Genomic DNA, 25,817 nt, shown 5'->3' with positions numbered 1-25,817 from the left:
CCCGGCCCCCGGCCGCTCCGCCGTCCCCGGCCGGGCCCCCGGCCCTCACCCCGTGGGTGCCCACTCGGGAGGGCCGGGACGCCGCACCGGGGGCGGCAGGTGCGGCGCCCCGGGTCCGGTCAGCGGCCGAGGACGCGTTCCTCGCCGCCGGCCCGCTTCGACTCGTCCTTGAAGTCGGTGTACTGGTACGGGTTGTCGAGGATCGCGGCCTCGGCCTCGGGCATGTCGGGGAACATCCCCGCCTGCCAGACCTCCTCGCCGCACTCGGCGCGCAGGTACCCGATGGTGTCCTCGATCTCCCGGCGCGAGGCGGCGAGGTCGACGCCGACCAGCCGGTGGTCGTGCTTCACCACGCGGCCGTCCACGACGACGGTGTGCACGTCGGCGCGCTGCGCCTGGAAGGCGATGTGCCCCAGCGGGTTGAGCAGCGGGAAGGAGACCGGCGAGTGCTCGTTCTTGACCAGGACGACGTCGGCCTTCTTGCCCGCCTCGAGGCTGCCGAGGTCGGCGTCCCGGCCGATGGCGTGCGCCCCGCCCCGGGTGCACCACTCGACGACCTGCTTGGCCCGCAGCCGCAGGTGCGTGATGGTCTCGCCCTTGAGGTGGGCGTCCATGTGCTCGGCCATGCGGTCGGCGTTCAGGGTGGCCCGCATCGCGGAGAACATGTCGCCGTTCCACCACACGCTGGTGTCCATCGACAGCGACACCGGGATGCCGTACTGCAGCACCTGCTCGGTGGGGGCGTGGCCCTGCCCGGCGCTGCACTCGGACTCGGTCGAGATCGAGATCGACCCGCCGGTGGCCGCGATGCGCTGGTAGCTGTCCCGGGTGAGGGTGGCGGCGTGCACGTAGGTCGTCTCCGGCGTCATGAAGCCGCCGTCGTACATCTGCTGGATGCCGGTGTCGCTGGTCGCGCCCCACACCCCGGCGTGGGTGGTGACCGGCAGGCCGAGCTCGCGGGCGACCTCGAACGCCGCCCGCTCCGGGAAGGCCGGGTCGCCGGTGACGTCGAAGGCGATCTGCACGCCCATCATGTCGTCGCGCTCGTCGCGCAGCCGCTCGAGGAACGAGCGGACGGCCGGGTCGGCGGTCCACTCCCACGGGCCGGCCTGGATGTTGCCGTAGGCCAGGACGAACCGGCCGGGCACCGAGCGCAGCGCCTCCAGGGCGGCCTCGGCGTGGTCGACGCTCTGCAGGTTGTGCGACCAGTCGACGGTGGTGGTGACGCCGGCGTCGAGCGACTCGAGCGCGGCCAGCCGGTTGCCGGCCGCGATGTCCTGCGGGCGGAACTTCTTCCCGTGCTCGAGGTAGTACCAGACGAAGTACTGGGTGAGCGTCCAGTCCGCCCCGTAGCCGCGCATCGCGGTCTGCCACATGTGCCGGTGGGTGTCGACCATGCCCGGCATCACGATGCCGCCGGAGGCGTCGATCTCCCGGGTGCCCTCGGGGACCTCCAACCGCGGGCCGACGGCGGCGATCCGGTCGTCCACCACGAGCACGTCCGCGTCGGTGAGCACGGTGCAGGCGTCGTCCATGGTGAGGACCGTGCCGCCGCGGAAGACCAGCGGCCGGCCGGCCTCGGGGGTGGGGCTCGCGGGCTGGCTCATGCGTCTCCTCCTGGGGCGTCGTCGTCCCGGTGCCGGACCGCTGTCCGCACAGCGGGCACCCGGATGCCCCGGCACGATGCTGTGGTGCGCGCCACGTGTCAAGTGCGACGTCGGCCGGGGCCGGGTTGACAGCCGTGGCGCACGCTACTGAGATGGATCCGGACGAGCGTCCGCCTGGCGGCGGGCAGTCGAGGAACGAGGGGTGAGCGCGCACCGATGACGGCAGCAGGCGAACCGGGGGACGACGGGCCGCGCGGGCCGCTGGCCGGCCTCCTCGTGGCCGACTTCTCGCGGATCCTGGCCGGGCCGTACAGCACCATGCTCCTCGCCGACCTCGGCGCGGAGGTGGTCAAGGTGGAGGGCCCGCGCGGTGACGACACCCGCACCTGGGCCCCGCCGGTCCGCGACGGCGTCTCCACCTACTACCTCGGCGTGAACCGCAACAAGCGCTCGGTGGCCCTGGACCTCAAGGACCCCGACGACGCCGCCGCCGCGCAGGAGCTGGCCCGCCGCGCCGACGTGCTGGTGGAGAACTTCAAGCCCGGCGGCCTGGCCCGCTTCGGCCTGGACTACGACTCCGTCGCCGCCGCCAACCCCGGCATCGTCTACGCCTCCATCAGCGGCTTCGGCAGCGCGCCGGAGGGCGCGTCCCTGCCCGGCTACGACCTCATCGTGCAGGCCATCTCCGGGCTGATGAGCCTCACCGGCGACCCGGGCGGCGACCCGTACCGCGCCGGCGTGGCCGTGTTCGACGTGATGGCCGGGCTGCACGCCACCATCGGCGTCCTGTCGGCGCTGCACGCCCGGCAGGAGACCGGCCGGGGCCAGCACGTGGAGGTCAACCTGCTCGCCTCGGCGCTCTCGGGCCTGGTCAACCAGACCAGCGCGTTCGTCGCCGGCGGGGTGGTGCCGTTCCGGATGGGCAACAGCCACCCGAGCCTGTTCCCCTACGAGCCGCTGCCGTGCGCCGACGGGGAGCTGATCGTCACCGCCGGCAACGACGGGCAGTTCCGCAAGCTCTGCGACGTCCTCGGCGTCCCCGAGCTCGCCGACGACCCGCGGTTCCTGCACAACGAGGACCGCACCGCCAACCGGGACCAGCTGCGGCCGCTGCTGGTCGAGCGGCTGCGCACCCGGGGCAAGCAGGAGTGGTTCCGCGACATCATCGGCGCCGGCGTGCCGTGCGGGCCGATCAACACCGTCGACCAGGGCGTGGCCTTCGCCGAGGAGGTCGGGCTCGACCCGGTGGTGACCGCCGGGGCGGGGGACGTCGCGGTGCCCTCGATCCGCAACCCGATCCGGTTCTCCGAGAGCGCGGCGAGCTACCGGCTGCCGCCGCCGGCCCTCGACGAGCACGGCGCGGAGATCCGCCGCTGGCTGCGCGAGCCGCAGGCGGGTGCGCGGTGAGCGGCGAGCGGCAGGAGGCGGACGCGGGCAGCGGCGGGCGGCCGGTCTACCCGACCGCGCTGGGCGCCTCCAGCCGGGAGTCGATCACCCTGCTGGGGCACGACCTGGCCCGCGACGTCATGGGCCGCGTCGGCTTCGGGGAGCTGGCGTTCTGGCTGGCCACGCAGCGGCGGCCCACCCCGGGGGAGACGCGGGTCTTCGAGGCGGTGCTCGCCGCCCTGGCCGACCACGGGTTCACGCCCACGGCGATCGTCACCCGGCTCACCTGGCTGTCGGCGCCGGACTCGGTGCAGGGGGCGCTGGCCGCCGGCCTGCTGGGTGGGGGGTCCCGCTTCCTGGGGGTCACCGAGGACTGCGGCCGGTTCCTGCACGACGTCCTGACCTCGGTCGAGGGCGGCCTGCCCGCCGACGACGCCGGCTGGGACGCCCTCGCGCTGGAGACGGTCACCGCGCAGCGCGCGGCCGGGCGGTTCGTGCCGGGCCTGGGCCACCACGTGCACAAGGACGGCGACCCGCGCACCCCGCGGCTGCTGGAGATCGCCGCCGAGGAGGGGCTGACCGGGCCGCACCTGGCGCTGTTCACCGCCATCGGCCGGGTGCACCCGCAGGTGCTCGGCCGGACGCTGCCGCTCAACGGCGCCGGCGTCTGCGGCGCCGCCCTCGCCGACCTCGGGCTGCCGCTGGAGCTGCTGCGGGGCTTCGCGCTGCTGGCCCGCACCGCGGGCCTGATCGGCCAGCTGGCGGAGGAGATCCGCTCCCCGGTGGCCAACGACGTGTTCCTCTCGGTCGACCTGGCCAACCGGTCGGTCGCCCCCGACCCCTACACCCCCGACCCGTTCCCCCGGGACACCGACGCCGATGGAGGTCGTCATGGCTGAGGTCGCCGCGGTCATCGCGTCCACCCACCACCCCTTCTACTACCGGGCCAGCACCTCGACCGGGGCCGACCGGCCGCCGTTCGCCGACGAGTGGGTGGCCAAGATCGAGCGGTTCCGGGAAACGCTCACCCGCGCCGAGCCCGACGTGCTCGTCATGGTCGGCAGCGACCACTTCCACCAGCTGTGGCTGGACAACATGCCGCAGTTCCTCGTCGGCAAGGCGCCCTGGTTCGACGCCAACTGGTACAACGAGGAGCGCGAGTTCGGCCTGCCGCGGATGCGGTTGCGGGGCCAGGAGGAGCTCGCCGCACACATCCTGCGCGACGGCCTGGACCGCGACTTCGACCTGGCGTTCAGCAACGAGCTGCGCATCGACCACAGCATCACCTGCCCGATCATCACGCTGCGGCCGCAGGCCGACCTGCCGATCGTGCCGGTCTACACCAACATCTTCGCCCCGCCCCTGCCGCAGCCGAAGCGGTTCGTGCAGCTGGGCCGGGCGCTGCGCGAGATGGTCGAGTCCTGGGAGAGCGACCAGCGGGTGGCGATCATCGGCACCGGGCACCTGTCACTGGAGCTCGGCGGCCCCCGCCAGTTCGGCGAGCACGGCCCCGACCCCGAGTTCGACCGCAAGGCCGTCGAGTGGATCGCCTCCGGCGACATCGCGGGCTGCCTGGCCGAGGTGAGCCTGGACAGCCTGCACGCCCCGGGCAACGCCACCCACGGGTTCATGGACTTCATGCTGATGATGGGTGTCGCCGGCGACGGTCAGAAGGCCGACCACGTCGACACCCTCGACCTCTTCCACACCATGGAGGCCTACTTCACCTGGTACCCGGACGGCGTGCCGGCCGGACCCGGCGACACGGCGGAGGCGGGGGCATGAGCAAGTACCTGCTGGACAAGTTCCTGTTCACCGTCGACCGCGACCCCGAGCTGGTCGAGCGCTACCGGGAGGACCCCGACGGCACCGTGGAGTGGTGGGAGGCCGAGATGGCCAACACCCTGCTCAACTGCACGCCGGCGGAGAAGAGCACCTGGCTGGAGTTCACCGAGGACGAGCGGCGCGCGCTGCGCGAGCACGACCACGTGACGCTGTTCCGCATGGGCGCCCACCCGTTCCTCACGCTCACGCTGTTCATCGCGATGTTCGAGCGCGACCACGGCCCGCTGGAGTACCAGAAGGCCTACGCCCGGGCCATGGACGGCATCACGCTGCCCTACCCCGACATCGCGACCTGACCGTGCGCGCCGCCGTCCTCACCACGCCGGGGCAGCCGCCGGCGCACGCCGACCACCCGGACCCCTCGGCCGGGGAGGGGCGCACGCTGGTCCGCGTCACCGCCGCGCCGGTGGTGCCGCTGGACCTGCTGTGCGCCTCCGGGACGTCGTACCTCGGCCGGCCGGCCACGCCCTACGTCCCCGGCGTCCAGGGCGTCGGGGTGGTCGAGCACTCGGCGCGGGTCGCCCCCGGCACGCGGGTCTGGTTCGCCACCTCGGCGGGCATGGCACCCGGCGACGGCAGCCTCGGCGAGCTCTGCGCCGTGCCGGACGCCGACGTGGTGCCGGTGCAGGCCGCCGTCGACGACGCAGCGCTGGCGGCCCTGGGGCTGTCGGCCGTGGCGGCCTGGATGGCGCTGACCTGGCGCGGGCGGCTGCGCCCGGGCGAGACGGTGCTCGTGCTCGGTGCCGGCGGCGCGGTCGGCCAGTCCGGCGTCGCCGCCGCGCGGGAGCTCGGGGCCGGCCGGGTGGTGGCCGCCTGCCGGCCCGGCCCCGGCGAGGACCGGGCCCGTGCGGCGGGGGCGGACGCCGTCGTCCCGCTGACCGGGGACGCCGACGCCCTGGCCGCCCGCCTCGCGGAGGCGGCCGGCGGCCGGTTCGACGTGGTGCTCGACCCGGTGTTCGGCGTCCCCGCGACCGCGGCGAGCCGCGTCCTGGGCGAGGGCGGCCGGCTGGTCAACCTGGGCGGGGCCGCGGGGGACACCGCGGAGCTCTCCTCCGCCGTGCTGCGCAGCCGCTCGGCCGACGTGCTCGGCTACACGAACAACGCGCTGACCCCGCAGCAGCGGGCCGGCGCGCTGACCGCGGTGGCCGAGGTGGCCGCCGCCGGGCGGATGACGGTCGCGCACGAGGTCCGGCCGCTCGCCGACGTCGCCGCCGCCTGGGACGAGCAGGCCGCGGGCACGGCGACCGCCCGGCTGGTCCTCAGCCCCTGACCTCCCCGGGGACCCGCGCCGTGGGCACGGCCGCTGCGGGCCCCGGGGGAGCCGGCGGCCCGCCGGCGAGCAGGTCGCCCAGCCCCGCGAGCCCGACGACCTGGGCCAGGAAGGGGCGCGCCCCCGTGACGCGCAGCCCCCGCCCTGCCGCGCCGGCGCGGGCGGCGGCCTGCGCCACCGCCCGCAGGCCCCCGGTGTCGCAGAAGCCGAGGTGCGCGGCGTCGACGGTCCAGACGGGGTGCGGGGTGAGCCCCAGGGCGACCAGCGCGTCGAGCAGGTGGTGGGCGGTGAGGCGGTCGAGGTCCCCGCGCAGCTCCACCCGGCCGGCCCGCAGGTCGACCGAGACGGTGAGCGTGCGTGGCAGGGTGCGCGGCGGTGGGCCGGACGGTCGCATGAGTGGGTCCCCCGTGTGGCGCCGGGCCGGGGACCGCCCCGGCGCGGCGCACGCGTTCGTGCACGTCGGGCCGGGGCTTCGACCCGGCGCCACGGTAGCAGTGCACGGGCCGACACGCCCGGTGACGAGATCCCCCGGAGGGGACGGCCCCGGCGACGCGGCGTGGCGACTAGGTTGGCAGCGTCCGCGGACGCCGACCTCGCGGCTGCCGCGGACGACGAGCGGATGGGTGGACTCGGTGACGATCCGTCGGGACCTCGTGGTGGTCGGCGCCTCGGCCGGCGGGGTCGAGGCGCTGCGGGACCTGCTCGCCGGCCTGCCGGCCGGCCTGCCGGCGGCGGTCCTCGTCGCGCTGCACATGCCCGCGGGCGGCCGCAGCGCGCTGGCCTCCGTCCTCGCCCGGGCGAGCGCGCTGCCGGTGCGGCCGGCGGAGGACGGGCGGCCGCTGGAACCGGGCACGGTCACCGTCGCCGTCCCCGACCGGCACCTCATGGTGTCCGACGGGCACGTGGCCCTCACCCGCGGCCCCAGCGAGAACGGCCACCGGCCGGCGGTCGACGTGCTGTTCCGCTCGGCCGCCGTGGCCGCCGGTCCCCGGGTGGTCGCCGTCGTCCTCTCCGGGGCGCTGGACGACGGGGCGGCGGGGATGGTCGCGGTGCGGACCCGGGGCGGTGTGGGGGTGGTGCAGCACCCGGACGACGCGATGTACGCCAGCATGCCGGCGCACGCCCTGGAGGCGGGCGGAGCCGAGCACTCCGTGCCCGTCGCCGCCATGGGCGCCCTGCTCGCCCGGCTCGTCGGCGAGCCCGCCGACGCCGACCCGCCCGCCCCCTCGGCGCTCATGGAGACGGAGACCGCGATGGCCGGCATGGACGACCGGGCGATGCAGGCCGACGACCGCCCCGGGACGCCCTCGGGGTTCGGCTGCCCGACCTGCCACGGCGCCCTGTTCGCCATCCGCGAGGGCGGGATGGAGCGCTACCGCTGCCGGGTCGGGCACGCCTGGTCGCCCGAGGCGCTGTCGGTGGAGCAGGCGCACGCGCTGGAGGGGGCCCTGTGGATGGCGCTGCGCGGCCTGGAGGAGCGGGCCACGCTGAGCGCGCACATGCAGGAGCGGGCCGCGGCGCAGGGGCACCCGCACAGCGCGGCGCGGTTCCGGCGCCGCCACGAGGAGGCGCAGGGCGCCGCCGCGCTGCTGCGGCGGCTGCTCTCCGAGGGCCGGCTCGGCGGCGAGGACGTGCCCCCCGACCGGGTGGAGGAGGTCTGACCCGTGGCCGAGCCGCCGCTCGAGGACGACGACCTGCCGGGCCTGGACGACGCCGAGGGGCGGGAGGCGCCCGGCGTCCGGGAGGGCCCGGACCCCGAGTTCGAGGCGCTGCTGCTCTACCTGCGGGAGCGCCGGGGCTTCGACTTCACCGGCTACAAGCGACCCAGCCTGGCCCGCCGGGTGCGGCGTCGGATGGCCGACGCCGGGATCGCCTCCTTCGGCGACTACCAGGACCACCTCGAGGTCCACCCCGACGAGTTCACCGCGCTGTTCAACACCATCCTGATCAACGTCACGAGCTTCTTCCGCGACCGCCCGGCGTGGGACCACCTGCGCGACGACCTGCTGGCCGACGTGCTCGCCGCCGCCGGGCCGACCATCCGGGTCTGGAGCGCCGGCTGCGCCTCCGGTCCGGAGGCCTACAGCCTGGCCATCCTGCTGGCCGACGCCCTGGGCGTCGAGGAGTTCCGGGCGCGCGTCAAGATCTACGCCACCGACGTCGACGAGGAGGCCCTCGCCCACGCCCGGGCGGCGCTCTACACCGAGCGCGAGCTGGCCGGCCTGACGCCGGCGCAGGTCCGGGACTACTTCGTGCCCGAGGGGACGCGCCACTCCTTCCGCAAGGACCTGCGGCGCTCGGTGATCTTCGGTCGCAACGACCTGGTGCAGGACGCGCCGATCTCGCACATCGACCTGCTGCTGTGCCGCAACACCCTCATGTACTTCACCGCCGAGACGCAGGCGCGCATCCTCGGCCGGCTGCACTACGCGCTCGACCCCAGCGGCCTGCTCTTCCTGGGCAAGGCCGAGATGCTGCTGGCGCACGACCAGCTGTTCGCGCCGGTCGACCTCACCCGCCGGTTCTTCCGCAAGCGGGACGGCGGCCCGGTCCCCGAGCGCCGGACCGCCGTCGCCCCGGTGCGGCCGGTGACGGCGGCCGGCTCCGAGGACCTCGCCCGGCTGCGGCAGGAGGCGCTGCTGTCGAGCCCGGCCGCCCAGCTCGCGCTGGACAGCGAGGGCCGCCTGGCCGTCGTCAACCACCAGGCCGAACGGGTGCTCGGGGTCGACCCGCGCGACGTCGGCCGTCCCCTCCAGGACCTGGAGATCTCCTACCGGCCGGTCGAGCTGCGTTCCTCGATCGCCGAGGCCACCCAGACCCGCCGCCCGCTGTGGCTGCGCGGCGTGGAGCGGCGCCGCCCGGGCCAGGAGCCGGCCGTCTTCGACGTCCAGGTCGTGCCGATCTTCCGCGACGACGGGAAGGCCCTCGGGACCACCGTCGTCTTCGAGGACGTCACCCGGTACCGGCGGCTGCAGCGGGAGCTCGAGTTCGCCAACCGGCAGCTGGAGACCGCCTACGAGGAGCTCCAGTCGGCCAACGAGGAGCTGGAGACCACCAACGAGGAGCTGCAGTCCACGGTGGAGGAGCTGGAGACCACCAACGAGGAGCTCCAGTCCACCAACGAGGAGCTCGAGACCATGAACGAGGAGCTGCAGTCGATGAACGACGAGCTCCACTCCACCAACGAGGAGCTGCGCGCCTCCACCGAGGAGGTGAAGGCGGTCAACCGGTTCATGAACGGCGTGCTCAGCAGCTTCCGCGCCGGTGTGGTCGTGGTCGACCCGGACCTCCGGGTGCTGGTGTGGAACGACGCCGCCCAGGACCTGTGGGGTCTGCGGCAGGACGAGGTGGTCGGGCGCCACCTGCTCAACCTCGACATCGGGCTACCGGTGTCGGCGCTGCACCCGCTCGTGCGCCGCCGGGTGGCCGGGGACGATCCCGCCCACGAGACCGTCGAGGTCGACGCGGTCAACCGCCGGGGCCGTCCGGTGCGGGTGCGGGTGACCGTGACCGCCTTCTCGCCCGCCGACGGCGAGGAGGGCGGCGCCGTCGTCGTCATGGACCCGATCGGCGCCTGAGGCCGCTGCCCGGTGCCGGGCCGCGGCGCTCACCGCCGGGCCGCTCGGTGCCGGGCCGTTCGGTGCCGGGCCGCTCAGTGCCGGGCCGCGGCGCTCACCACCTCGTCGGCGTGGCCCTCGACCACGAGCCGGGCCAGGTCGCGCAGCTTGACGTTCATCCGGTTGGAGAGCGCCACCAGCCGGGTGAACGCCTCGTCGGCGCTGACCCCGAGGCGGGCCATGAGCACGCCCTTGGCCTGGTCGATCACCGCGCGGGAGGTCAGCGCCTTCTCCAGGTTGGCCGCCAGGTCGCGCATCGCCTGCCGCTCCGCGGCGCTGGCCAGCACCCCGCTCACGGCGGTGGCGATGAGCTCGGCGACCTGCCGGCCGTCGGTGGCGAAGGCGTCCTCCCGCCCCGAGTAGACGTTGAGGACGCCGGTCGTCCGCCCGTCCTCGACGAGCGGGACGGCGACCACGCTGCGCACCGGCTCGCCGGCCGCCACCCCGGCCAGCCGCGGCCAGCGGGGGTCCTCGGCGACGTCGCCGGTGACGACCACCTCGCCGGTGGCGTAGGCCTGCCAGCAGGGCCCCTCGGCGGCCTCGAGCTGCAACCCGTCCATCCGCTGCGCGGCGGCCGAGTCGCTGCCCAGCCGCTGCGGCGCCTCCGGGGTGCCGAGGGTGATGCTGACCGCGTCGGTCGTGGGGACCGCGTTCTGGACCAGCACGGCCATGCGGGTGAGCAGCGCCTGCTGGTCGTCCGAGGACAGGGGGAGGCCCGCCAGCTCGGTCAGCGCGGCGACGAGCTCGACCGACCCGGGGTCCGGGCCGCGTCCGTCGCCCGCCGCCCCCCCGAGCAGGAGCACCCACTGCACCCGCCCGCTCATGGCGGTCCCGGGGACGTCGACGAAGCCGTAGAGGTCGATCGCACGGCGGGCCCCGTCCCGGCCGCGCAGGACCGCCGGGACCCGGCGGTCGGTGTCCTGGCCGGAGGCCAGGGCCCCCACCGCACCGCGGAAGGCCCCGACGTCGCCGGGGTCGAGGAAGACGCTCAGCGGCTTGCCGGGGAGCCGGTACAGGGGCACCCGGACGGCGTCGGCCAGCGCCGGGTTGGCGGAGATGATCTTGCCCGCGCCGTCGGTCGTGCACATCGGGACCGGCACGCCGGCGGCCAGCGTGCTGCGCCACCGGCGCTCGCTCTCGAACTGCTCCAGCAGCTGGGTGATCTGGTCCTGCTGGCTGCGCAGCTCCTCCTCGGCGACCCGCAGCTCCTCGTGGGCCACCTGCAGGTCCGCCAGCGCGGCGAGGGCGTCGACGCGGTCGGCGGGATGGTTCACGAGAAGTCCCCCTCAGGTGCCGGCTGGCCGGTGCAGGGCGTCCCGGGCGGCGGCGGCCCGGTCCGCTGCCGCCTCCCGCCGGTGCTCGGCGGCCCGGCGGCGGTGCTCGGCGACGTCACCCGTGCCCGAGTCGGCGGCGCGCTCGTGGGTCAGCGCGGCCGCCTCGTGGCTCCGTGCGGCGCGCTCGTGCCCGGCGACGGCACGGTCGTGCGCGGCCCGGGCCCGGTCGACGGCCTCCCGCGCCCGCTGCTGCGCCTGCTCGGCGTCCACGGGGGTGGAGGAGTGCTCGGCGGCCATGCGGACGAGCCGCTCGGCCAGTTCGTGCGCGCGCTGCCCGGCCTCCTCCGCCCGGACCGCGGCCTGCTGCCCCGGTGACTCGGCGGTCATCCTCCCAGTGTCGCGCGCAGCGATGCGGTGTGCACGGTTCCGGGTCACGGCAGGTCGTGCAGCCGCGGCAGCACCTCCCGGGTGAGGAGGTCGACCAGCCGGGCCCGGTCGGCGCCCTCGCCGACGGGGGAGAACACGAGGGTCCCGGCACCGGCGTCGGCGTACTCGCGGGCCCGGGCGGCCACCCGGTCGGGGTCGCCGTGCAGCAGGTAGCGGTCGGCGACCCGGTCGAAGTCCTGCCGGTAGACCGCGCTGACGGTCTCGACCACCTGCCGCCGGGACCGGGCGGCGTCCTCGTCGACCCCGCCCCAGCAGAACACCGCGCCCCGGACCGCCGCGGGGTCGCGGCCGGCGGCCTCCGCGGCCCGGCGGACCTCGGCCAGGCTGCCGGCGAGCTGCTCGGGCGTGTACATGTACGGCATCCAGACGTCGCCGAACCGGCCGGCGCGGCGGATCGCGGCGTCCTTGCGCCCGCCGATCCACACCGGCGGGCCGCCCGGCTGCACCGGCGGCGGGTCGAGGGCCAGACCGGGGACGTGGGTGAACCGCCCCCTGACGTCGACCGGGCCGCCGGCCCACAGCGCGCGGAGGACCTCCAGAGCCTCGTCGGCCCGGGCCCCGCGCTCGGACACCTCGGCGCCGGCGGCCACGAACTCCGGTGGGTGCTCACCGCCCACGCCCACGCCGAGGTCGAACCGGCCGCCGCTGACCCGGTCCAGCGTGGTGGCCAGCTTGGCCGCCAGCGCCGCCGGGTAGAGCGGCAGGACGGTCAGCGAGCTCAGCAGCCGGATGCGGCTGGTGGCCCCGGCCGCGGCGGCCAGGGTCACGAAGCCGTTGGCCACCGGGCCGTGGAAGAACAGGTGCTCCCCGGTCGCCACGCCGTCGTACCCCGCGTCCTCGGCCGAGCGGGCCTCCGCGGCGACCGCGGTCTGGTCGGCCGAGAGGGTGAGGACGACCTTCACGGGTGCTCGGCGACCAGCTCGGTGTCCACGCCGACCTTCCCCACCTTCGAGGCCCCGCCCGGGCTGCCCAGCGGGGCGTCGCGGCCGGGCAGCGGCTCGACGAAGAAGCGCCGGTTGTCGTCGATGTGCGGCTCGTTCTCCTCGGTGACCCGGCGGTCCTGGGCGATCGCCTCCACCGGGCAGACCGGCTCGCAGGCGCCGCAGTCGATGCACTCCTTGGGGTTGATGTAGAGCTTGCGGTCGCCCTCGTAGATGCAGTCGACCGGGCACTCGTCGACGCAGGACATGTCGGTGGTGTCGATGCACTCGGCGCCGATGACGTACGGCACGGGGTTCTCCTCAGTCGGTGGGGGCCCGGTCGGCGGGCGGTCCGGAGGGGCGGGCGCGCGGGTCGACGTCCCTCACACCGGCCCGCCCACGTTGTCCGGCCGGGCGGCGCCCTCGAGCTGCTCGAGCGCCAGCTCGCGGATCCGGAACCGCTGCAGCTTGCCCGTCGCCGTGGTCGGCAGCTCGTCGAACAGCAGCACGTGCCGGGGCCGCTTGAAGGCGGCCAGCCCCTCGCGGCAGAAGGCGACGAGGTCCTCGCTGGTCGCCGCCCCGCCGGGGCCGAGGACGACGCAGGCCACCGGCTTGTCCAGCCCGTCGGCGTCGGGGAGGGAGACCACGACCACCTGCGCGACGTCGGGGTGCTGGCGCAGCCGCTCCTCCACCTCGGTCGGGGAGACCCAGATGCCGCCGGCCTTGATGATGTCGTCGGTGCGGCCGAGGGAGGTGTAGTAGCCGTCGGGGCTGCGCACGTAGGTGTCGCCGGTGCGCACCCAGTCGCCCTGGAAGACCCGGCGGGTCACCGCGGTGCGCTGCCAGTAGCCGGTGGCCGCGGAGCTGCCCTTCACGTACAGGTGCCCGGGAGTGCCGTCGGGGACGGGAACGCCGTCGTCGTCGACGATCTTCGCCTCGTAGCCGGCGACGATCTCGCCCGTGGCGCCGGCGCGGGTGCGGCCGGGCCGGCCGCTGATGAAGATGTGCAGCATCTCGGTGGAGCCGATGCCGTCGAGCATCTCCACGCCGAAGCGGTCGGTGAAGCGCTCGAACAGCGCGGCCGGGAACGCCTCGCCGGCCGAGACGCACGCGCGGACGGAGGCGAAGGCGTCCTCGGGCAGACCGGCGGCCAGCAGCGCGGCGTAGAAGGTCGGCCCGCCGAAGAACAGCGTGGGCCGCAGCTCCTGCAGCACCCGGAGCGTGCCGGCGGGGCTGGGCCGGGAGCGGTCGAGGACGGTCCCCGCGCCCACGGAGAACGGGAACGTCATGGTGTTGCCGAGGCCGTAGGCGAAGAAGAACTTGGCCACCGAGAAGGTGACGTCGTCGGGGCCGATGGCCAGCACGTCGCGGGCGTAGGTCTCCGCGGTGTCGCGCAGCGAGCCGTGCCGGTGCATCGCGCCCTTGGGCGTGCCGGTGGTGCCGGAGGTGTAGAGCCAGAAGGCCGGCGAGTCGGCGATCGTCGGGTAGGGCTCGGCGACGGCGTCCCGCGAGCCGGCCCCGGCGGCGAGGAAGTCCGCCCACGACCGCACGCGCGTCCCGGCGACGTCCGGCAGCGGGCCGTCGGTGAGGACGACGACGTCGGCGAGGTCGCGCAGCCCCCCGACGGCCGGCGCCAGGTCGACGAACTCCGCCGACAGCGCGACCAGGCGGGCCCGGCTGTCGGCGGCCAGCACCGCGATGTCCCGGGGCTTGAGCATGGTGCTCACCGGCACCGGGACCGCACCGATCCGCAGCCCGGCGAGGAAGGCGGTCACCAGCTCGGGGGTGTCGCCCATGCACAGCAGCAGCCGCTCCTCGGGCCGGACACCGGCGGCGACCAGCGCGGCGGCGAACGCGGTGACCGCCGCGTCGAGCTCGCCGTAGCTCAGGGTGCGGACGCTGCCGTCGAGGTCGATCGCGGTGATGGCCCGGCGGTCGGGGGCCGCGCGGGCGTGCCGGGTGACCAGCCACTCGGCGGCGTTGAACGGCTCGGCCGACGGCGGGGTCGGCGCGGGGGGTGCGACGGTGTCGAGGGTGGCCACGCTGCTCAGCCCTTCTGGTGACGTGCTGGAACGGCCCCCTTCCGGCCCCCGTGCGGCCCCCCGTGCAGGGGCCCGGGACGAGCCTGCGAGTGCCGGGGGGCACGGGGGTCCTTCTAGAAGCGGACGTAGTCGTACTCGACCGGCAGGGAGTTGATGCCGACCGACGGGGGCGCGATCCAGCCGGCGAAGTCGCCGGGCTCGTAGTGCGGGACCATCAGCTCGGCGACCCGGGCGCGGTCCTCCTCGGTGGGCAGCCAGTCGCCCACCGAGCGCTCCCAGGCGGCGTCGTCCAGGATCTCGCCGTGCGGGCTCACGTGGTGCCCGGCGAAGGCGCCGACCTTGCGGTTGAAGCCCTGGTGCGGCAGGTACAGCCGCTGCTCCAGGCCGGCGTCCTCGAGCTCCTGGTTCCAGCGCCGCACGCCGTTCTCGCAGTCGGCGGCGTACTCGTTGCGCAGGTCGAGGTTGAGCGCGGTGAGCATCGGGACGGTCCTGGTGGCCAGCTTCCCGTCCTGGATGACCGGGACCTCCATGGTGAGGTCGTGCAGCTGGTGGTCGTCCTTGCGGCGGGTCTCCATCCAGCGGCCCTTCAGGCCCGCGGTGTAGTAGCCGGCCACGTTGGAGGAGGTCTCGGAGCCGAAGAGGTCCATCGAGACGGAGTACTGGAAGTTCAGGTACTTCTGGATCACCGACAGCGGGATGCCGCCGTGCTCCCAGATGTCGTCGGTGCCGTGCTGCTTCGTCAGCTCCGCGGTCCGCTGGACGGTGCGCTGCACGCCCGTCGTCCCGACGAACATGTGGTGCGCCTCCTCCTTGAGCATGAACTCGCAGGTGCGCGCCAGCGGGTCGAAGCCGGACTCCTTGAGGGTGCCCAGCTGGTACTTGCCGTCCCGGTCGGTGAAGTAGGTGAACATGAAGAACGACAGCCAGTCGGTCGTCTCCTCGTTGAACGCCCCGAGGATGCGCGGGGAGTCGTAGTCACCGGAGTTGCGCTTGAGCAGCTCCTCGGCCTCCTCGCGGCCGTCCTTCCCGAAGTAGGCGTGCAGCAGGTAGACCATCGCCCACAGGTGGCGGCCCTCCTCCACGTTGACCTGGAAGAGGTTGCGCATGTCGTACAGCGACGGCGCGGTCATGCCCAGGTGGCGCTGCTGCTCGACCGAGGCCGGCTCGGTGTCGCCCTGGACGACGATGAGGCGGCGCAGGTCCGAGCGGTACTCGCCGGGCACCTCCTGCCAGGCCGGTTCGCCCTTGTGCTGGCCGAAGTTGACCTTCCGGTCGGGGTCGGCCTCGGCGAGGAAGATGCCCCAGCGGTACTGCTCCATCGGCACCCGGTCGAAGTGCGCCCACCCGTCGCGGCCGACGGCGATGGCGGTGCGCAGGTAGACGTCGTGGGTGGGGATGGAGGGCCCGAGGTTCTTCCACCAGTCGAGGAACTTCGGCTGCCAGCCCTCCAGCGCCCGCTGCAGCTTGCGGTCGCCGGCCAGGTTGACGTTGTTCGGGATCCGCTCGCTGTAGTCGATCCGCGACAGCGGCCCGGTGGGGGTGGGGGCCTCGCCGGTGACCGTGCCGTCGGTGGGGTTGCTCTCGGTGGTGGTCATGGTCAGACCCGCTTCCTGTCGTAGTCGGCGCGCTTGCCCGTGCCGTACCGGCGCAGGGCTCCTTCCGGGCCAGCGGCGTTGGGCCGCTGGAAGATCCAGTTCTGCCAGGCGGTGAGCCGGCCGAACACCTTCGTCTCCGGCGTCTCGCGGCCGGCGAAGCGGAGGTTGGCCTCCATGCCGGTGAGCGCGTCGGGGGAGAAGCTGGCCCGCTCCTCGACGACCAGGCGGACCTCGTCCTCCCAGTCGATGTCGTCCGGGGTGGCGGTGACCAGCCCCAGCGCGGCGGCGTCCTCGGCGAGCAGGTCGCGGCCGACCGCGGCCTCCGCGGCGGCGAGCTCGTCGGCCGAGCCGAGGAAGCGGACCTGCAACCGGGACAGGCCGTTGCCCATGGGCAGCAGCCCGGTGTTGAACTCGTCCAGCCGGATCGCCGCCGGGGGCTTCGGGTCCTCGTCGTCCTCGAACTGCCCCTCGAGCATGACCTGCCGGTCGGCGGCGAGGGCGATCTCGGCCAGGGTGCCGGCGAAGCAGGAGCCCGGCTCGATCAGCGCGAACAGGCTGCGGCTGGTGGTGTCCAGCCGCTTCATCGTGCGGCGCCAGAAACCGGTGGTCTCGGTGACCAGCCAGTGGTCGCGGTGCGCGAGCAGGAACTCGTCGTAGGCGGCCACCGTGCCGAGGTCGCCCTCGGTGCGCAGCAGCCAGGTGCCGATCGCCAGCTCGTTGGTGCGCAGCCGCAGGATCGCGTCGTCCAGCTCCCGGGTGGCGGCCAGCAGCCATGCCGCGTCGCCCTGCTGCTGCAGCTCCTCGACGCTGCCGGGGACGGCGTCCGGGCCGAGGACGGTGATCGTCACGGTGCCCGAGTCCCGGTCCAGCACCACGCGCACGTGGTCGTAGCGGGTGGTGTCGCCGTCGGTCTCCCGGCGCAGCGGGGTCAGCGCCACGCCCTGCGCGCCGGCCCCCGGCCGGGTCGACGTCGCGGCCAGCTCGGCGGCGCGGCGGGCGACCTCGGCGTCGAAGTCGCGGGCCTTGACGGTGGCGTCTACCAGCCGCCACTCGACCGCCCGCCGGCCGCGGATGCCCTCGGCGGTGGTGGCGAAGACGTCGGCCAGGTCGCGGCGCACCCCGCGCTTGTCGACCACGCGGGTCAGCCCGCCGGTGCCGGGCAGCACACCGAGCAGCGGCACCTCCGGCAGCGAGACCGCCGAGGAGTTGTCGTCGACCAGCACGATCTGGTCGCACGCCAGCGCCAGCTCGTACCCGCCACCGGCCGCCGTCCCGTTGACCGCCGCGACGAAGGGCAGGCCGGAGTGGGCGCTGGCGTCCTCGAAGCCGTTGCGGGTCTCGTTGGTGAACTTGCAGAAGTTCACCTTCCAGGCGTGCGGGGAGGCGGCCAGCATCTTGATGTTCGCGCCGGCGCAGAACATGCGCTCCTTGGCGCTGGCGACGACGACCGCCTTGACCTCGGGGTGCTCGAAGCGGATCCGCTGCACCGCGTCGTGCAGCTCGATGTCCACGCCCAGGTCGTAGCTGTTCATCTTCAGCTCGTATCCGGGCACGATGCCGCCGTCCTCGGCCACGTCGAGGGTGAGGGTGGCGATCTCGCCGTCCACCGACAGCCGCCAGTGCCGGTACTGCTCGGGCGAGGTGTCGAAGGAGACCTCGGTGGTGGCCGCGGGCTCGGCAGCGGGCCCGGGGCCCTCGGTCGTCGTCCCGGGTTCCGTCGTCCCGTCGGTCGCACGGTGGTCGAGGGTCGTCACGGTGCCTCCAGGGGGATCGCGGGCCCGCGGGCGCCACGGGCTTCCGTCCCATCCTGACGTGCTACACGACCCCGTGCAAGAGGCAGGGAGAGTGTAGACGTGCGCCGCGATGCGGCCCGGATCGCCGGTCGCGGTGCCACGCTGGGCGCACCAGCCCAGCCCGAGGAGGACGGCGATGACGGCGACGGACGTGCAGGCGACGCGGTTGCAGTGGGTGCGCGACGGCGACCCGCGGTGGGACGCCGACCGGGAGCGGCTGTTCGCCGGCGTCCCGGAGGGCGTGTTCCGCACGGAGGCCCGCCGGCCGGGGGAGCGGCTGCCCGGCGACTGGTGGCGGGCGGAGGACGCCGGGCGGGTCGTCGGCTACGGCTGGCTGGACGACGTGTGGGGCGACGCGGAGATCCTGCTGGCGGTCGAGGAGGCGGCCCGCGGGCGCGGCGTGGGCGCCTTCGTGCTGGCCCGCCTCGAGGAGGAGGCGGCCGCCCGCGGGCTCAACTACGTGGTGAACGTGGTGCGGGACACCCACCCCGACCGGGACCGGGTGACCGCCTGGTTCCGGGCCCGCGGGTTCGCCGCCGACGACGAGGGGCGGCTGCGCAAGCGGGTGGTCCCCGGGGACACCGGCCAGCGCCAGGAGGGCCGGCCCGGCACCGGCCGCGCGCAGCCGCCGGACGACGACCGCCGGGCCCGCTACGACGCCGAGCGGGCCCGGGCCGCCGCGCGCGGGCACGAGGGGGCGGCCGGCGGCGGTTCGGACCTCGGGCCGGGCGCGGAGGAGGCCGGCGGGTACGTCGCCCCGGAGCACCACCGCTACTGAGGGCGCTCGCGCACCCCCGCGATCATGGCGCCGGGACCGGGTGCGGGCGGGCGGGGCGGGGGGCGCGGAAAGGGAGCTATACCCGCGTCCGGGCGCTCGTGACGGGGGAATGGCTTCCTTTCCCGCGTGGGAGCGGCGGGGCTCAGGCCACGCCGAGGAGGTTGTGGGCGACCGAGCTGTCGCTGCGGAACTCCCGGGTGGAGGCCCGGTGCACGATGCGGCCCTTGTCCATCACCGCGATGTCGTCGGCCACGGCGAAGGCCAGGTGCAGGTCCTGCTCGACGACCAGCAGCGTCACCCCCTCGGCCTTCATGCCGCCGATGGCCCCGCCGATCAGGTCCACCACCGCGGGGGCCAGGCCGTCGGAGGGCTCGTCCATCAGCACCAGCCGCGGGTTGGTGAGCAGCGCCCGGGCGATCGCCAGCATCTGCTGCTCGCCGCCGGAGAGCTGCCCGGCCGCGTGCCGGCGCCGCTCGCCGAGCCGGGGCAGCAGCTCCAGCACCCGGGGCACGTCCCAGGGGCCGGCGCCCCGGCCGCGGCGCGCGGCGAGGTCCAGGTGCTCGGTCACCGTGAGCGGCGCCCACACCCGCCGGCCCTGCGGCACCAGGGCCACGCCCGCCCGCGCGACGACGTCGGGACGGCGGCCGGTGACGTCCCGCCCGTCGATGCGCACCGTCCCCGCCGTGGCGGTCACCAGCCCCATGAGCGTGTGGACGAGGGTGGTCTTGCCGACGCCGTTGCGGCCGAGCAGCCCCAGCACCCGGCCCGCGCCGACGTCGAGGTCGACCCCCTGCAGCACCGTGCTGCGCCGGTAGCCCGATCGCAGCCCCCGGACCTCGAGCACTCAGCCCACCTCCTGGCGGGTGGGGCCCGCACCGTCGAGGAACAGCGCCTCCCGGCCGGTGCCCAGGTAGGCCTCCTGCACCGCGGTGTTGCCGCGGACCTCGTCGGGTGTCCCGGTGAGCAGGACGCGGCCCAGGTGCAGCACGGTCACCGACCGGGCGAGGGCGAACACGACGTCGAGGTCGTGCTCGACGACCACCAGCGTCACCGACTCCGGCAGCGCCCGGAGCAGCTCGACCAGCCGGGCGCTCTCGGCCGGGGACATCCCGGCGGCCGGCTCGTCGAGCAGCAGCAGGGTGGGGTCGCAGGCCAGCGCGAGGGCCACCTCGACCTGCCGGCGCTCGCCGTGGGAGAGGGCGGCGACGGGCACGGTCGCGCGGTCGGCCAGCCCGACGTCGGCCAGCAGCGCCCGGGCCCGCTCCCGGGCGGCGGCCTGCCGGCGCGGGACCAGGGAGTGCCGGGACCCGTGCCGGCGCTGGGCGGCCAGCAGCACGTTCTGCTCCACGGTCTGCGACAGGAACAGGCTCGAGTGCTGCAGCGTCTGGCTGATCCCGCGCCGGGCCCGCTGGGGCTCGGAGAGCCGGGTGACGTCCTGCCCGCCGAGCCGGATCCGCCCCGCGGTCACCGGCATCTCCCCGGTGACCAGCTTGAACAGGGTGCTCTTGCCCGCCCCGTTGGGACCGATGAGCGCGTGCCGGGCGCCGGCGGGGACGTCGAGGCTGACGTCGTCCACCGCCCTCAGCGCGCCGAACGACCGCGTCACGCCGGAGAGGGACAGCAGCGGTGCGGTCACGACGACCCCTCCCGGGCGGGACGCCGGCGGGCCCGGACCCCCGCGAGGCCGGCCACCCCCCGGGGCAGCAGGTAGACGGCCAGCACGAAGACGACGCCCAGCAGCAGGGGGCCGTGGCCCTCCAGGGTCGGGCCGTAGGTGTCGCGGACCAGGACGACGACGGCGGCACCCAGGGCCGGGCCCCAGAGCGTGCCGGCGCCCCCGAGGATGACCGCGAGCAGCAGGAGCGCGCTGGTGGAGAACCCGGCGTCGCTCGGGTTGACGATCCGCACCAGCCCGGCGAACAGCCCGCCGGCCAGGCCCGCGAAGCCCCCGGCGAGCACGAAGGCGGCGTACTTGTAGCGGAACGGCGTGTAGCCCAGCGAGCGCATCCGAGCCTCGTTGTCGCGGATCCCGCGCAGCGCCGCCCCGAACGGGGACGCGGAGACCAGCCACAGCCCCAGCGCCCCGAGCAGCACCACGGCCAGGACGAACCAGTACACGTACCCGGCCAGGGTCAGCGGGGTGCCGGCCACCCGGATCGACGGGATGCCGAACAGGCCGTTGGAGCCGCCGGTCACCGTGTCGGCCGACTGCGCCAGCTGGTGGACCAGCTCGCCGATGGCCAGCGTCAGCATGAGGAAGAAGACCCCGCTGCTGCGCACCGCCAGCCAGCCGGTCGCCGCCGCGGCGACCGCGCCCGCGACCGCGGCCAGGAGCACGGTGACCACGCCCTCGGCCGTCCAGTGCTCGGCGACCAGCCCGGCGGTGTAGGCGCCGATCCCGAACCAGGCGGCGTGGCCGAGCGAGGGCAGGCCGGTGATGCCGACCAGCAGGTCCAGGCTCATGGCGAACAGCGCGAAGACCAGGATCCGGGAGAGCGTGTTCGTGCCGAACGGGTCGACGAAGAGCGGGACGGCCGCGAGCACCGCCAGCAGCACCAGCCCGAGGACGGCGGCCAGCGGGCGGGACCCGCGCCGTCGCGGCGCGGGGGCGGCGGCCGCGGTCGCGCCCCCGGTCGGCGCAGGGGGGCTGTCCACGGACATCAGTGGGCCACCTTCCCGGCGAAGAGTCCACGGGGCCTGATGACCAGCACCAGCGCCAGGGTGCCGAAGAGGATGAAGGAGGCGAGGTCGGGCAGCAGCGCCCGCCCCAGCGACTCGACCTGCCCGATGACCAGCGCCCCGATGAGCGCGCCGCGGATCGAGCCGAGGCCGCCGATCACGATGACCACCAGGGCCAGGAGCAGGATCGTCTCGTCCAGCCCCGGCCGGGCGCCGTAGACCGGCGCGGCGAGCACGCCGGCGACGGTGGCGAGCACCGACCCGAGGCCGAGGACGGCGACCTTCACCTTCCGGTTGTCGATCCCCATGGCCGAGACCATCTCGCGGTCGGCGACGCTGGCCCGCACGAGCGCGCCGATCGACGTGCGCTCCACGACCAGCCACACGACCAGCGCCAGCGCCAGGCCGATGCCGATGAGCAGCAGCCGGTAGGTCGGGTAGGCGTCGCCGGCGACGTCGACGCTGCCCCGGAGCCCCGGCGGCGGGCGCACCGAGCGGACGTCGTTGCCGTACACGATCGAGAGCACCTCGGCGACGATCAGCGAGATGCCCAGGGTCAGCAGCGCCTGGTCCAGGATGGGCCGCCGGGCCAGCGGCTCGGTCATCCCCGAGAGCAGGCCGCCGGCGAGCAGGCCCACGAGCGCGGCGACGCCGAGCGCGGTGAGGAAGCCGCCCCACGAGGCCCCCGCGAGGAAGGTGACCGACAGGTAGGAGCCGACCAGGAAGAAGGCGCCGTGGGCGAGGTTGAGCACGTCCATCATCCCGAAGACGATCGACAGGCCCACGGCGAGGATGAACAGCAGCGAGCCGATGGCGAAGCCGTTGAGGATGCTGACCAGGTTGGCGTCGAACCAGCCGATCATCGGGGGACTCCTCTGCGCGAGACCGGGGGCCGCGGGGGCTCGTCCGCCCGCGGCCCCCGGCGTCCGGTCACGGCTGGGGGTAGACGCCCAGGTCGCTGACCACGGTGTTGAGCAGGGTGCCCTCCTGCTCGGCGACCTCGCGCAGGTAGATGCTCTGCTCCGGCGTCTGGTTGACGAACTCCCAGGGCCCGCGCGGGCTGTCGTCGACCGTGCCGACGCCGTCCAGGCCCTCGACGATCGTCTCGCCCTCGAGCCCCTCGCAGGCCTCGAGCGCCCGGTCGAGGACGTTCGCCGCGTCGTAGGCCTGCACGGCGTAGACGGTCGGGCGCTCGCCGTAGGCGTCCTGGTAGGCCTGCACGAACTCCTGGTTGGCCTCGTTGTCGAGCTGCGTCGAGTAGTGCAGCGTCGTCCGGACGCCGGTGGCCGCCTGGCCCTGGGCGTCGAGCACGCTGCCCTCGGTGAGGAAGCCGGACCCGTAGAGCGGCACGCTGCCCTTCAGCCCGAAGGAGTCGTACTGCTGCACGAAGCTCACCGCCTCGCCGCCGGCGTAGAAGACGAACGTCGCCGCGGCGCCCGAGGGCTGGATGGCCGAGAGGAACGGCTGGAAGTCCTGCGTGGTGCCGAAGGGGGTGAGGGCCTGGCCGGCGATCGTGCCGCCGCCGGCGGTGTAGGCCTCGGTGAAGCCCTCGACGACCTCCTGGCCCGCGGCGTAGTCCGGCGCCAGGACGTAGACCGGCCCGATCCCCTCGGCGGCCAGGTGCTCGCCCATGGCGGCGGCGATCTGCTTGTTGGTGAACGACGACCGCCAGACGTAGTCGCTCGCGGCGTCCTGGGTGACCGCCTCCGCGCCGGCGTTGGCGACGATGAGCGGGGTCTGCGCCTCGGTGACCTGCTCGGCGACGCCGAGCGCGGTCGCCGAGTTGACGATGCCGACCATGGCGTCGACGTTCCCCTCGGTGAGCAGCCGCTGGACGGCCGGGACGCCGGTGTCGGGGCCCTCGCCCTCGTCGGCGGTCACCGTCTCGGCGGTGTAGCAGCCGAGCTCGCCGCCGTTCTGCTCCAGGAAGAGCTCCCAGCCCTGCTGCATGTCCTCGCCCAGCGGGGTGTAGACGCCCGCCTGCGGGATCACCAGGCCCACGCGGACGGTGCCGCCCTCCTCGCCCGCGCCGCCACCGTCGTCCCCACCGAGGCTGCCGCCGCCGCAGGCGGCGAGGGCGGTGACGAGGACGCCGGCGCCGGCACTGCCGAGGAGGCGGGAACCCAGGGGGCGGGATGCACGGTGCTGTCGCATGGGCACTCTCCGGTGAGGTCGCGACGTGCTACAGCGACACGCCTGGTGGCGACAGAGCCTGTAGCACCCGTTCGGACTGTGTCAACAGTCACATCCGGCTCGGGACCGGACGAGTCCGAGTCGTGACCTGCGCCTCCACCGGCCCGGGCCCGCCGTCGGCGGTGGCACGGGGTGCCACCATGAGCCCGTGGAGGTCGTGGAGGGTCCGTTCGTCACGCGCCGGCAGGAACTGGGGGCGGCGAGCGCGCGCAGCCTGCTGCTCACCGTGCTCGGTGAGTTCGTGCTGCCGGGCGGGCGCCCGGTCTGGACCGCCAGCCTCATCGAGCTGCTGGCCGACCTGGACGTCGCGGAGAAGGCCGCCCGCCAGGCGATCATGCGCACCGCCGACAGCGGCTGGATCGCGGCCAGCCGGATCGGGCGGGAGACGCGGTGGTCGCTCACCGCCGCGGGCACCCGGCTCCTGCGCGAGGGCACCGAGCGGATCTACGGCTTCGCCGCCGGCGACCGGCCCTGGGACGGCCGCTGGCTGGTGCTCACCGTCGGGGTGCCGGAGAACAACCGGGCGCTGCGCCAGCGGCTGCGCACCCAGCTCGGCTGGGCGGGGCTGGGCTGCCTGGACGCCGGCACGTGGGTGACCCCGCGGGTGGACCGCGAGCAGGAGGCCCGCCGGGTCCTCGACGAGCTGGGCCTGCTGGCCGGCAGCTGGTCGTTCGTGGCGACCGCGGGGGCGGTCGGCGACGAGCGCACCCTGGCCCGCACCGCCTGGGACCTCGACGCCATCGAGCGCCGCTACGAGGACTTCCTCGACCTGGTCGGCCGGCGCCGCCCGCGCACCGACCGGCAGGCGCTGGTGGCGCAGGTGCGCCTCGTGCAGGAGTGGCGGCGCTTCCCGCTGCTCGACCCCCGGCTGCCGCGCGAGCTGCTGCCCCCGCGGTGGAGCGGCAACCGGGCGGCGGAGGTCTTCCGCGAGCGGCACGCCGGGTGGGCGCCGCGCGCCCAGCGGGCCTGGGACGAGCTGACCGAGGGCCGCTGAGCTCACGCCGGCACGGGGTGGCGCTCCAGCCACGCCCGGCCGGCGTCGGTGAGGACCCGCATGTCCCGCTCGGCCTGCAGCAGCGGCGGGTCCTGCCGGTACAGACGGGCGACCAGGTGGCTGTCCGGGGCGAGCTGGCGGGCGATCTGGTGGGCCTCCAGCTTGTGCAGGCGGCCGCCCGGTGCCGCGGCGAAGCGCCGCAGCAGCGCGGCCTGCGCCTGCTCCGGGTCGACCCGCTGGCGGTGCGGCGCGGGGGCCGGCTCCTCGTCGAGCAGGGCGGTGACCGCGCGGGAGAAGGTCTGCACCAGGTCGCGGATCCGGTCGTCGCGCGACGGTGCGCCCGCCGCACCGCCCGAGCCCTGCCAGGTGCGCTGCGGGTGCCGGCGCAGGTACTCCTGCTCGAGCTCCAGCATCCGCTCGGTGTGCGTGCGGAACTGCTCGGCGGTGCCGTGGAGGAACACCCAGTGCCGCATCGCGTGGGCGTGCACGCCCTGCCGCTCGAGCTCCTCGTCGGACAGCTCGCTCGCGGGGACCCCCGGTCGGTCGGTCATCGCCGCTCCTCGGTCGTCTGCGCTGGCCGGTCCCATCGTGCGGTCGCGGTGCCCCGCTGTCACCCCACGGTGGAGCCGCTGGCCACCCGGAGCAGGCCGTCGGCCAGCTCCTGCGGCCGGGTGAACACCGACTCGTGGCTGCCGGGCAGCTCCACCACCGTCGCGCCGCAGCGCTCGGGGAACCGCGGCGCCCACGCGAAGTCGCCCTCCGGCAGCGCGATGTCCTCCACCGAGAGCAGGTAGTCGATCGGGACGCCGAGGTCGCGGTAGGCGGTGCCGCCGACCGCGGGCTCGGTGAAGGTCGCGTAGGGCTGCGGGCGCAGCACCGAGTGGACGACGGCCGCGGTCGCGGGGTCGGCGTCCTGCATGAACGCCTCCTGGAAGATCTCCAGCGGCAGCAGCACGGTGTCGTCGCCCGAGGCGGCGGCCAGCCCGCCGAACAGCTCCCGGTAGGGCGGGGGCACCTCGTCGACCAGGCTGCGGCCCTCCTCGGGCACGAAGGCGCTCCAGAAGACCAGTCGCGACAGCCGCCCGGCCAGCCGCGGTGCCGCGCCGGCGATGACGTAGCCGCCCCAGCTGTGGCCGACCAGCGTCACGTCGTCCAGGCCGGAGCGCTCCACGACGTCGACGAGGTGGTCGACGCAGTCGCCGAGCGTGACCCCGCGCGGGTCGTCGTCGATGCCCAGGCCGGGGCTGGTGGGCGCGACCACCCGGTGCCCGGCCGCCCGCAGCCGGCTCGCCACCGGCTGCCAGGACCACCCGCCGTGCCACGCGCCGTGCTGCAGGACGAACTGCTCGGCCATCGCGGCCCCTCCTCGTCGTCGGG

The 25,817-nt window shown here is 75.0% G+C and carries 25 protein-coding genes; 9 read left to right on the top strand and 16 right to left on the bottom strand.

What is annotated here, in order from left to right; translation table 11 throughout:
- Positions 1 to 119 precede the first annotated feature (119 nt).
- Complete coding sequence (locus ACI8AC_RS13835) at positions 120 to 1,607, bottom strand: amidohydrolase family protein (RefSeq protein ID WP_456898363.1); 1,488 nt, start codon at positions 1,605 to 1,607, stop codon at positions 120 to 122.
- A 216-nt stretch (positions 1,608 to 1,823) separates the two neighbouring features.
- Between ACI8AC_RS13835 and ACI8AC_RS13830 the strand changes: the two genes are divergently transcribed.
- From ACI8AC_RS13830 to ACI8AC_RS13810, 5 genes are read left to right on the top strand one after another with little or no spacing between them, the layout of a single operon-like run.
- On the top strand, positions 1,824 to 3,014 hold the full coding sequence (locus tag ACI8AC_RS13830; protein WP_456898362.1) for a CaiB/BaiF CoA transferase family protein: 1,191 nt from the start codon (positions 1,824 to 1,826) through the stop codon (positions 3,012 to 3,014).
- Complete coding sequence (locus tag ACI8AC_RS13825; RefSeq protein WP_456898361.1) at positions 3,011 to 3,892, top strand: citryl-CoA lyase; 882 nt, start codon at positions 3,011 to 3,013, stop codon at positions 3,890 to 3,892. The genes ACI8AC_RS13830 and ACI8AC_RS13825 overlap by 4 nt, the downstream gene beginning before the upstream one ends.
- Complete coding sequence (locus ACI8AC_RS13820; RefSeq protein ID WP_456898360.1) at positions 3,885 to 4,778, top strand: DODA-type extradiol aromatic ring-opening family dioxygenase; 894 nt, start codon at positions 3,885 to 3,887, stop codon at positions 4,776 to 4,778. The genes ACI8AC_RS13825 and ACI8AC_RS13820 overlap by 8 nt, the downstream gene beginning before the upstream one ends.
- Positions 4,775 to 5,134, top strand: a complete 360-nt coding sequence (locus ACI8AC_RS13815; RefSeq protein ID WP_456898359.1) for a hypothetical protein — start codon at positions 4,775 to 4,777, stop codon at positions 5,132 to 5,134. The genes ACI8AC_RS13820 and ACI8AC_RS13815 overlap by 4 nt, the downstream gene beginning before the upstream one ends.
- 2 nt (positions 5,135 to 5,136) lie before the next feature.
- Positions 5,137 to 6,108 carry a zinc-binding dehydrogenase gene (locus ACI8AC_RS13810; protein WP_456898358.1) on the top strand — a complete coding sequence of 324 codons (972 nt, stop codon included), beginning with the start codon at positions 5,137 to 5,139 and terminating at the stop codon, positions 6,106 to 6,108.
- Here the strand turns inward: ACI8AC_RS13810 and ACI8AC_RS13805 are convergent.
- The gene (locus tag ACI8AC_RS13805) at positions 6,098 to 6,502 is read right to left on the bottom strand and encodes an STAS domain-containing protein (RefSeq protein ID WP_456898357.1); all 405 of its coding nucleotides are present in this window, start codon (positions 6,500 to 6,502) and stop codon (positions 6,098 to 6,100) included. The genes ACI8AC_RS13810 and ACI8AC_RS13805 overlap by 11 nt on opposite strands.
- A 238-nt stretch (positions 6,503 to 6,740) precedes the next feature.
- Between ACI8AC_RS13805 and ACI8AC_RS13800 the strand changes: the two genes are divergently transcribed.
- Positions 6,741 to 7,769 (top strand): chemotaxis protein CheB, encoded by a 1,029-nt coding sequence (locus ACI8AC_RS13800; RefSeq protein WP_456898356.1) that lies wholly within the window; start codon positions 6,741 to 6,743, stop codon positions 7,767 to 7,769.
- Positions 7,770 to 7,772: 3 nt separating this feature from the next.
- Positions 7,773 to 9,686: a CheR family methyltransferase gene (locus ACI8AC_RS13795; protein WP_456898355.1), complete on the top strand. Its 1,914-nt coding sequence runs from the start codon at positions 7,773 to 7,775 to the stop codon at positions 9,684 to 9,686.
- A 74-nt stretch (positions 9,687 to 9,760) separates the two neighbouring features.
- On the opposite strand, the gene ACI8AC_RS13790 is transcribed toward ACI8AC_RS13795, so the two are convergent.
- The 7 genes from ACI8AC_RS13790 to boxC form a co-directional block, all read right to left on the bottom strand.
- On the bottom strand, positions 9,761 to 10,999 hold the full coding sequence (locus tag ACI8AC_RS13790; RefSeq protein WP_456898354.1) for an ANTAR domain-containing protein: 1,239 nt from the start codon (positions 10,997 to 10,999) through the stop codon (positions 9,761 to 9,763).
- A gap of 12 nt (positions 11,000 to 11,011) precedes the next feature.
- Positions 11,012 to 11,386 (bottom strand): hypothetical protein, encoded by a 375-nt coding sequence (locus ACI8AC_RS13785; RefSeq protein ID WP_456898353.1) that lies wholly within the window; start codon positions 11,384 to 11,386, stop codon positions 11,012 to 11,014.
- Positions 11,387 to 11,430: 44 nt separating this feature from the next.
- The gene (locus ACI8AC_RS13780; protein ID WP_456898352.1) at positions 11,431 to 12,348 is read right to left on the bottom strand and encodes an LLM class flavin-dependent oxidoreductase; all 918 of its coding nucleotides are present in this window, start codon (positions 12,346 to 12,348) and stop codon (positions 11,431 to 11,433) included.
- The gene (gene fdxA, locus ACI8AC_RS13775; RefSeq protein ID WP_456898351.1) at positions 12,345 to 12,677 is read right to left on the bottom strand and encodes a ferredoxin; all 333 of its coding nucleotides are present in this window, start codon (positions 12,675 to 12,677) and stop codon (positions 12,345 to 12,347) included. Before fdxA ends, ACI8AC_RS13780 begins: the two co-directional genes overlap by 4 nt.
- Before the next feature lie 72 nt (positions 12,678 to 12,749).
- Complete coding sequence (locus ACI8AC_RS13770) at positions 12,750 to 14,408, bottom strand: benzoate-CoA ligase family protein (RefSeq protein ID WP_456898350.1); 1,659 nt, start codon at positions 14,406 to 14,408, stop codon at positions 12,750 to 12,752.
- A gap of 113 nt (positions 14,409 to 14,521) precedes the next feature.
- On the bottom strand, positions 14,522 to 16,003 hold the full coding sequence (gene boxB, locus ACI8AC_RS13765) for a benzoyl-CoA 2,3-epoxidase subunit BoxB (RefSeq protein WP_456898349.1): 1,482 nt from the start codon (positions 16,001 to 16,003) through the stop codon (positions 14,522 to 14,524).
- 2 nt (positions 16,004 to 16,005) lie between these two features.
- A complete protein-coding gene (boxC, locus tag ACI8AC_RS13760) occupies positions 16,006 to 17,757 on the bottom strand; it encodes a 2,3-epoxybenzoyl-CoA dihydrolase (RefSeq protein WP_456898348.1) in 1,752 nt (583 codons plus the stop codon).
- Positions 17,758 to 17,932: 175 nt separating this feature from the next.
- Here boxC and ACI8AC_RS13755 point away from each other — a divergent pair, with 175 nt between their 5' ends.
- The gene (locus tag ACI8AC_RS13755; RefSeq protein WP_456898347.1) at positions 17,933 to 18,574 is read left to right on the top strand and encodes a GNAT family N-acetyltransferase; all 642 of its coding nucleotides are present in this window, start codon (positions 17,933 to 17,935) and stop codon (positions 18,572 to 18,574) included.
- A gap of 142 nt (positions 18,575 to 18,716) precedes the next feature.
- Here ACI8AC_RS13755 and ACI8AC_RS13750 read toward each other — a convergent pair whose 3' ends face one another.
- From ACI8AC_RS13750 to ACI8AC_RS13730, 5 genes are all read right to left on the bottom strand, one after another.
- Positions 18,717 to 19,418, bottom strand: a complete 702-nt coding sequence (locus ACI8AC_RS13750) for an ABC transporter ATP-binding protein (protein ID WP_456898346.1) — start codon at positions 19,416 to 19,418, stop codon at positions 18,717 to 18,719.
- On the bottom strand, positions 19,419 to 20,210 hold the full coding sequence (locus ACI8AC_RS13745; RefSeq protein ID WP_456898345.1) for an ABC transporter ATP-binding protein: 792 nt from the start codon (positions 20,208 to 20,210) through the stop codon (positions 19,419 to 19,421). It lies immediately after the preceding gene.
- On the bottom strand, positions 20,207 to 21,235 hold the full coding sequence (locus tag ACI8AC_RS13740; RefSeq protein WP_456898344.1) for a branched-chain amino acid ABC transporter permease: 1,029 nt from the start codon (positions 21,233 to 21,235) through the stop codon (positions 20,207 to 20,209). Before ACI8AC_RS13740 ends, ACI8AC_RS13745 begins: the two co-directional genes overlap by 4 nt.
- Positions 21,235 to 22,116, bottom strand: coding sequence for a branched-chain amino acid ABC transporter permease (locus ACI8AC_RS13735; RefSeq protein ID WP_456898343.1), 882 nt, complete (start codon positions 22,114 to 22,116; stop codon positions 21,235 to 21,237). Before ACI8AC_RS13735 ends, ACI8AC_RS13740 begins: the two co-directional genes overlap by 1 nt.
- A gap of 67 nt (positions 22,117 to 22,183) precedes the next feature.
- Positions 22,184 to 23,407: an ABC transporter substrate-binding protein gene (locus tag ACI8AC_RS13730; RefSeq protein WP_456898342.1), complete on the bottom strand. Its 1,224-nt coding sequence runs from the start codon at positions 23,405 to 23,407 to the stop codon at positions 22,184 to 22,186.
- A gap of 187 nt (positions 23,408 to 23,594) precedes the next feature.
- On the opposite strand from ACI8AC_RS13730, the gene ACI8AC_RS13725 reads away from it, so the two are divergent.
- On the top strand, positions 23,595 to 24,440 hold the full coding sequence (locus ACI8AC_RS13725) for a PaaX family transcriptional regulator (RefSeq protein ID WP_456898341.1): 846 nt from the start codon (positions 23,595 to 23,597) through the stop codon (positions 24,438 to 24,440).
- A gap of 2 nt (positions 24,441 to 24,442) precedes the next feature.
- On the opposite strand, the gene ACI8AC_RS13720 is transcribed toward ACI8AC_RS13725, so the two are convergent.
- Entirely contained in the window at positions 24,443 to 24,991 is a 549-nt protein-coding gene (locus ACI8AC_RS13720) for a DUF6158 family protein (RefSeq protein ID WP_456898340.1), read from the bottom strand.
- Between the two features lie 59 nt (positions 24,992 to 25,050).
- Positions 25,051 to 25,794, bottom strand: a complete 744-nt coding sequence (locus tag ACI8AC_RS13715; protein ID WP_456898339.1) for an alpha/beta fold hydrolase — start codon at positions 25,792 to 25,794, stop codon at positions 25,051 to 25,053.
- Positions 25,795 to 25,817: the final 23 nt, after the last annotated feature.

Source organism: Geodermatophilus sp. SYSU D00758, from assembly GCF_054049955.1.
This window is presented reverse-complemented; position numbering and strand designations above follow the sequence as displayed.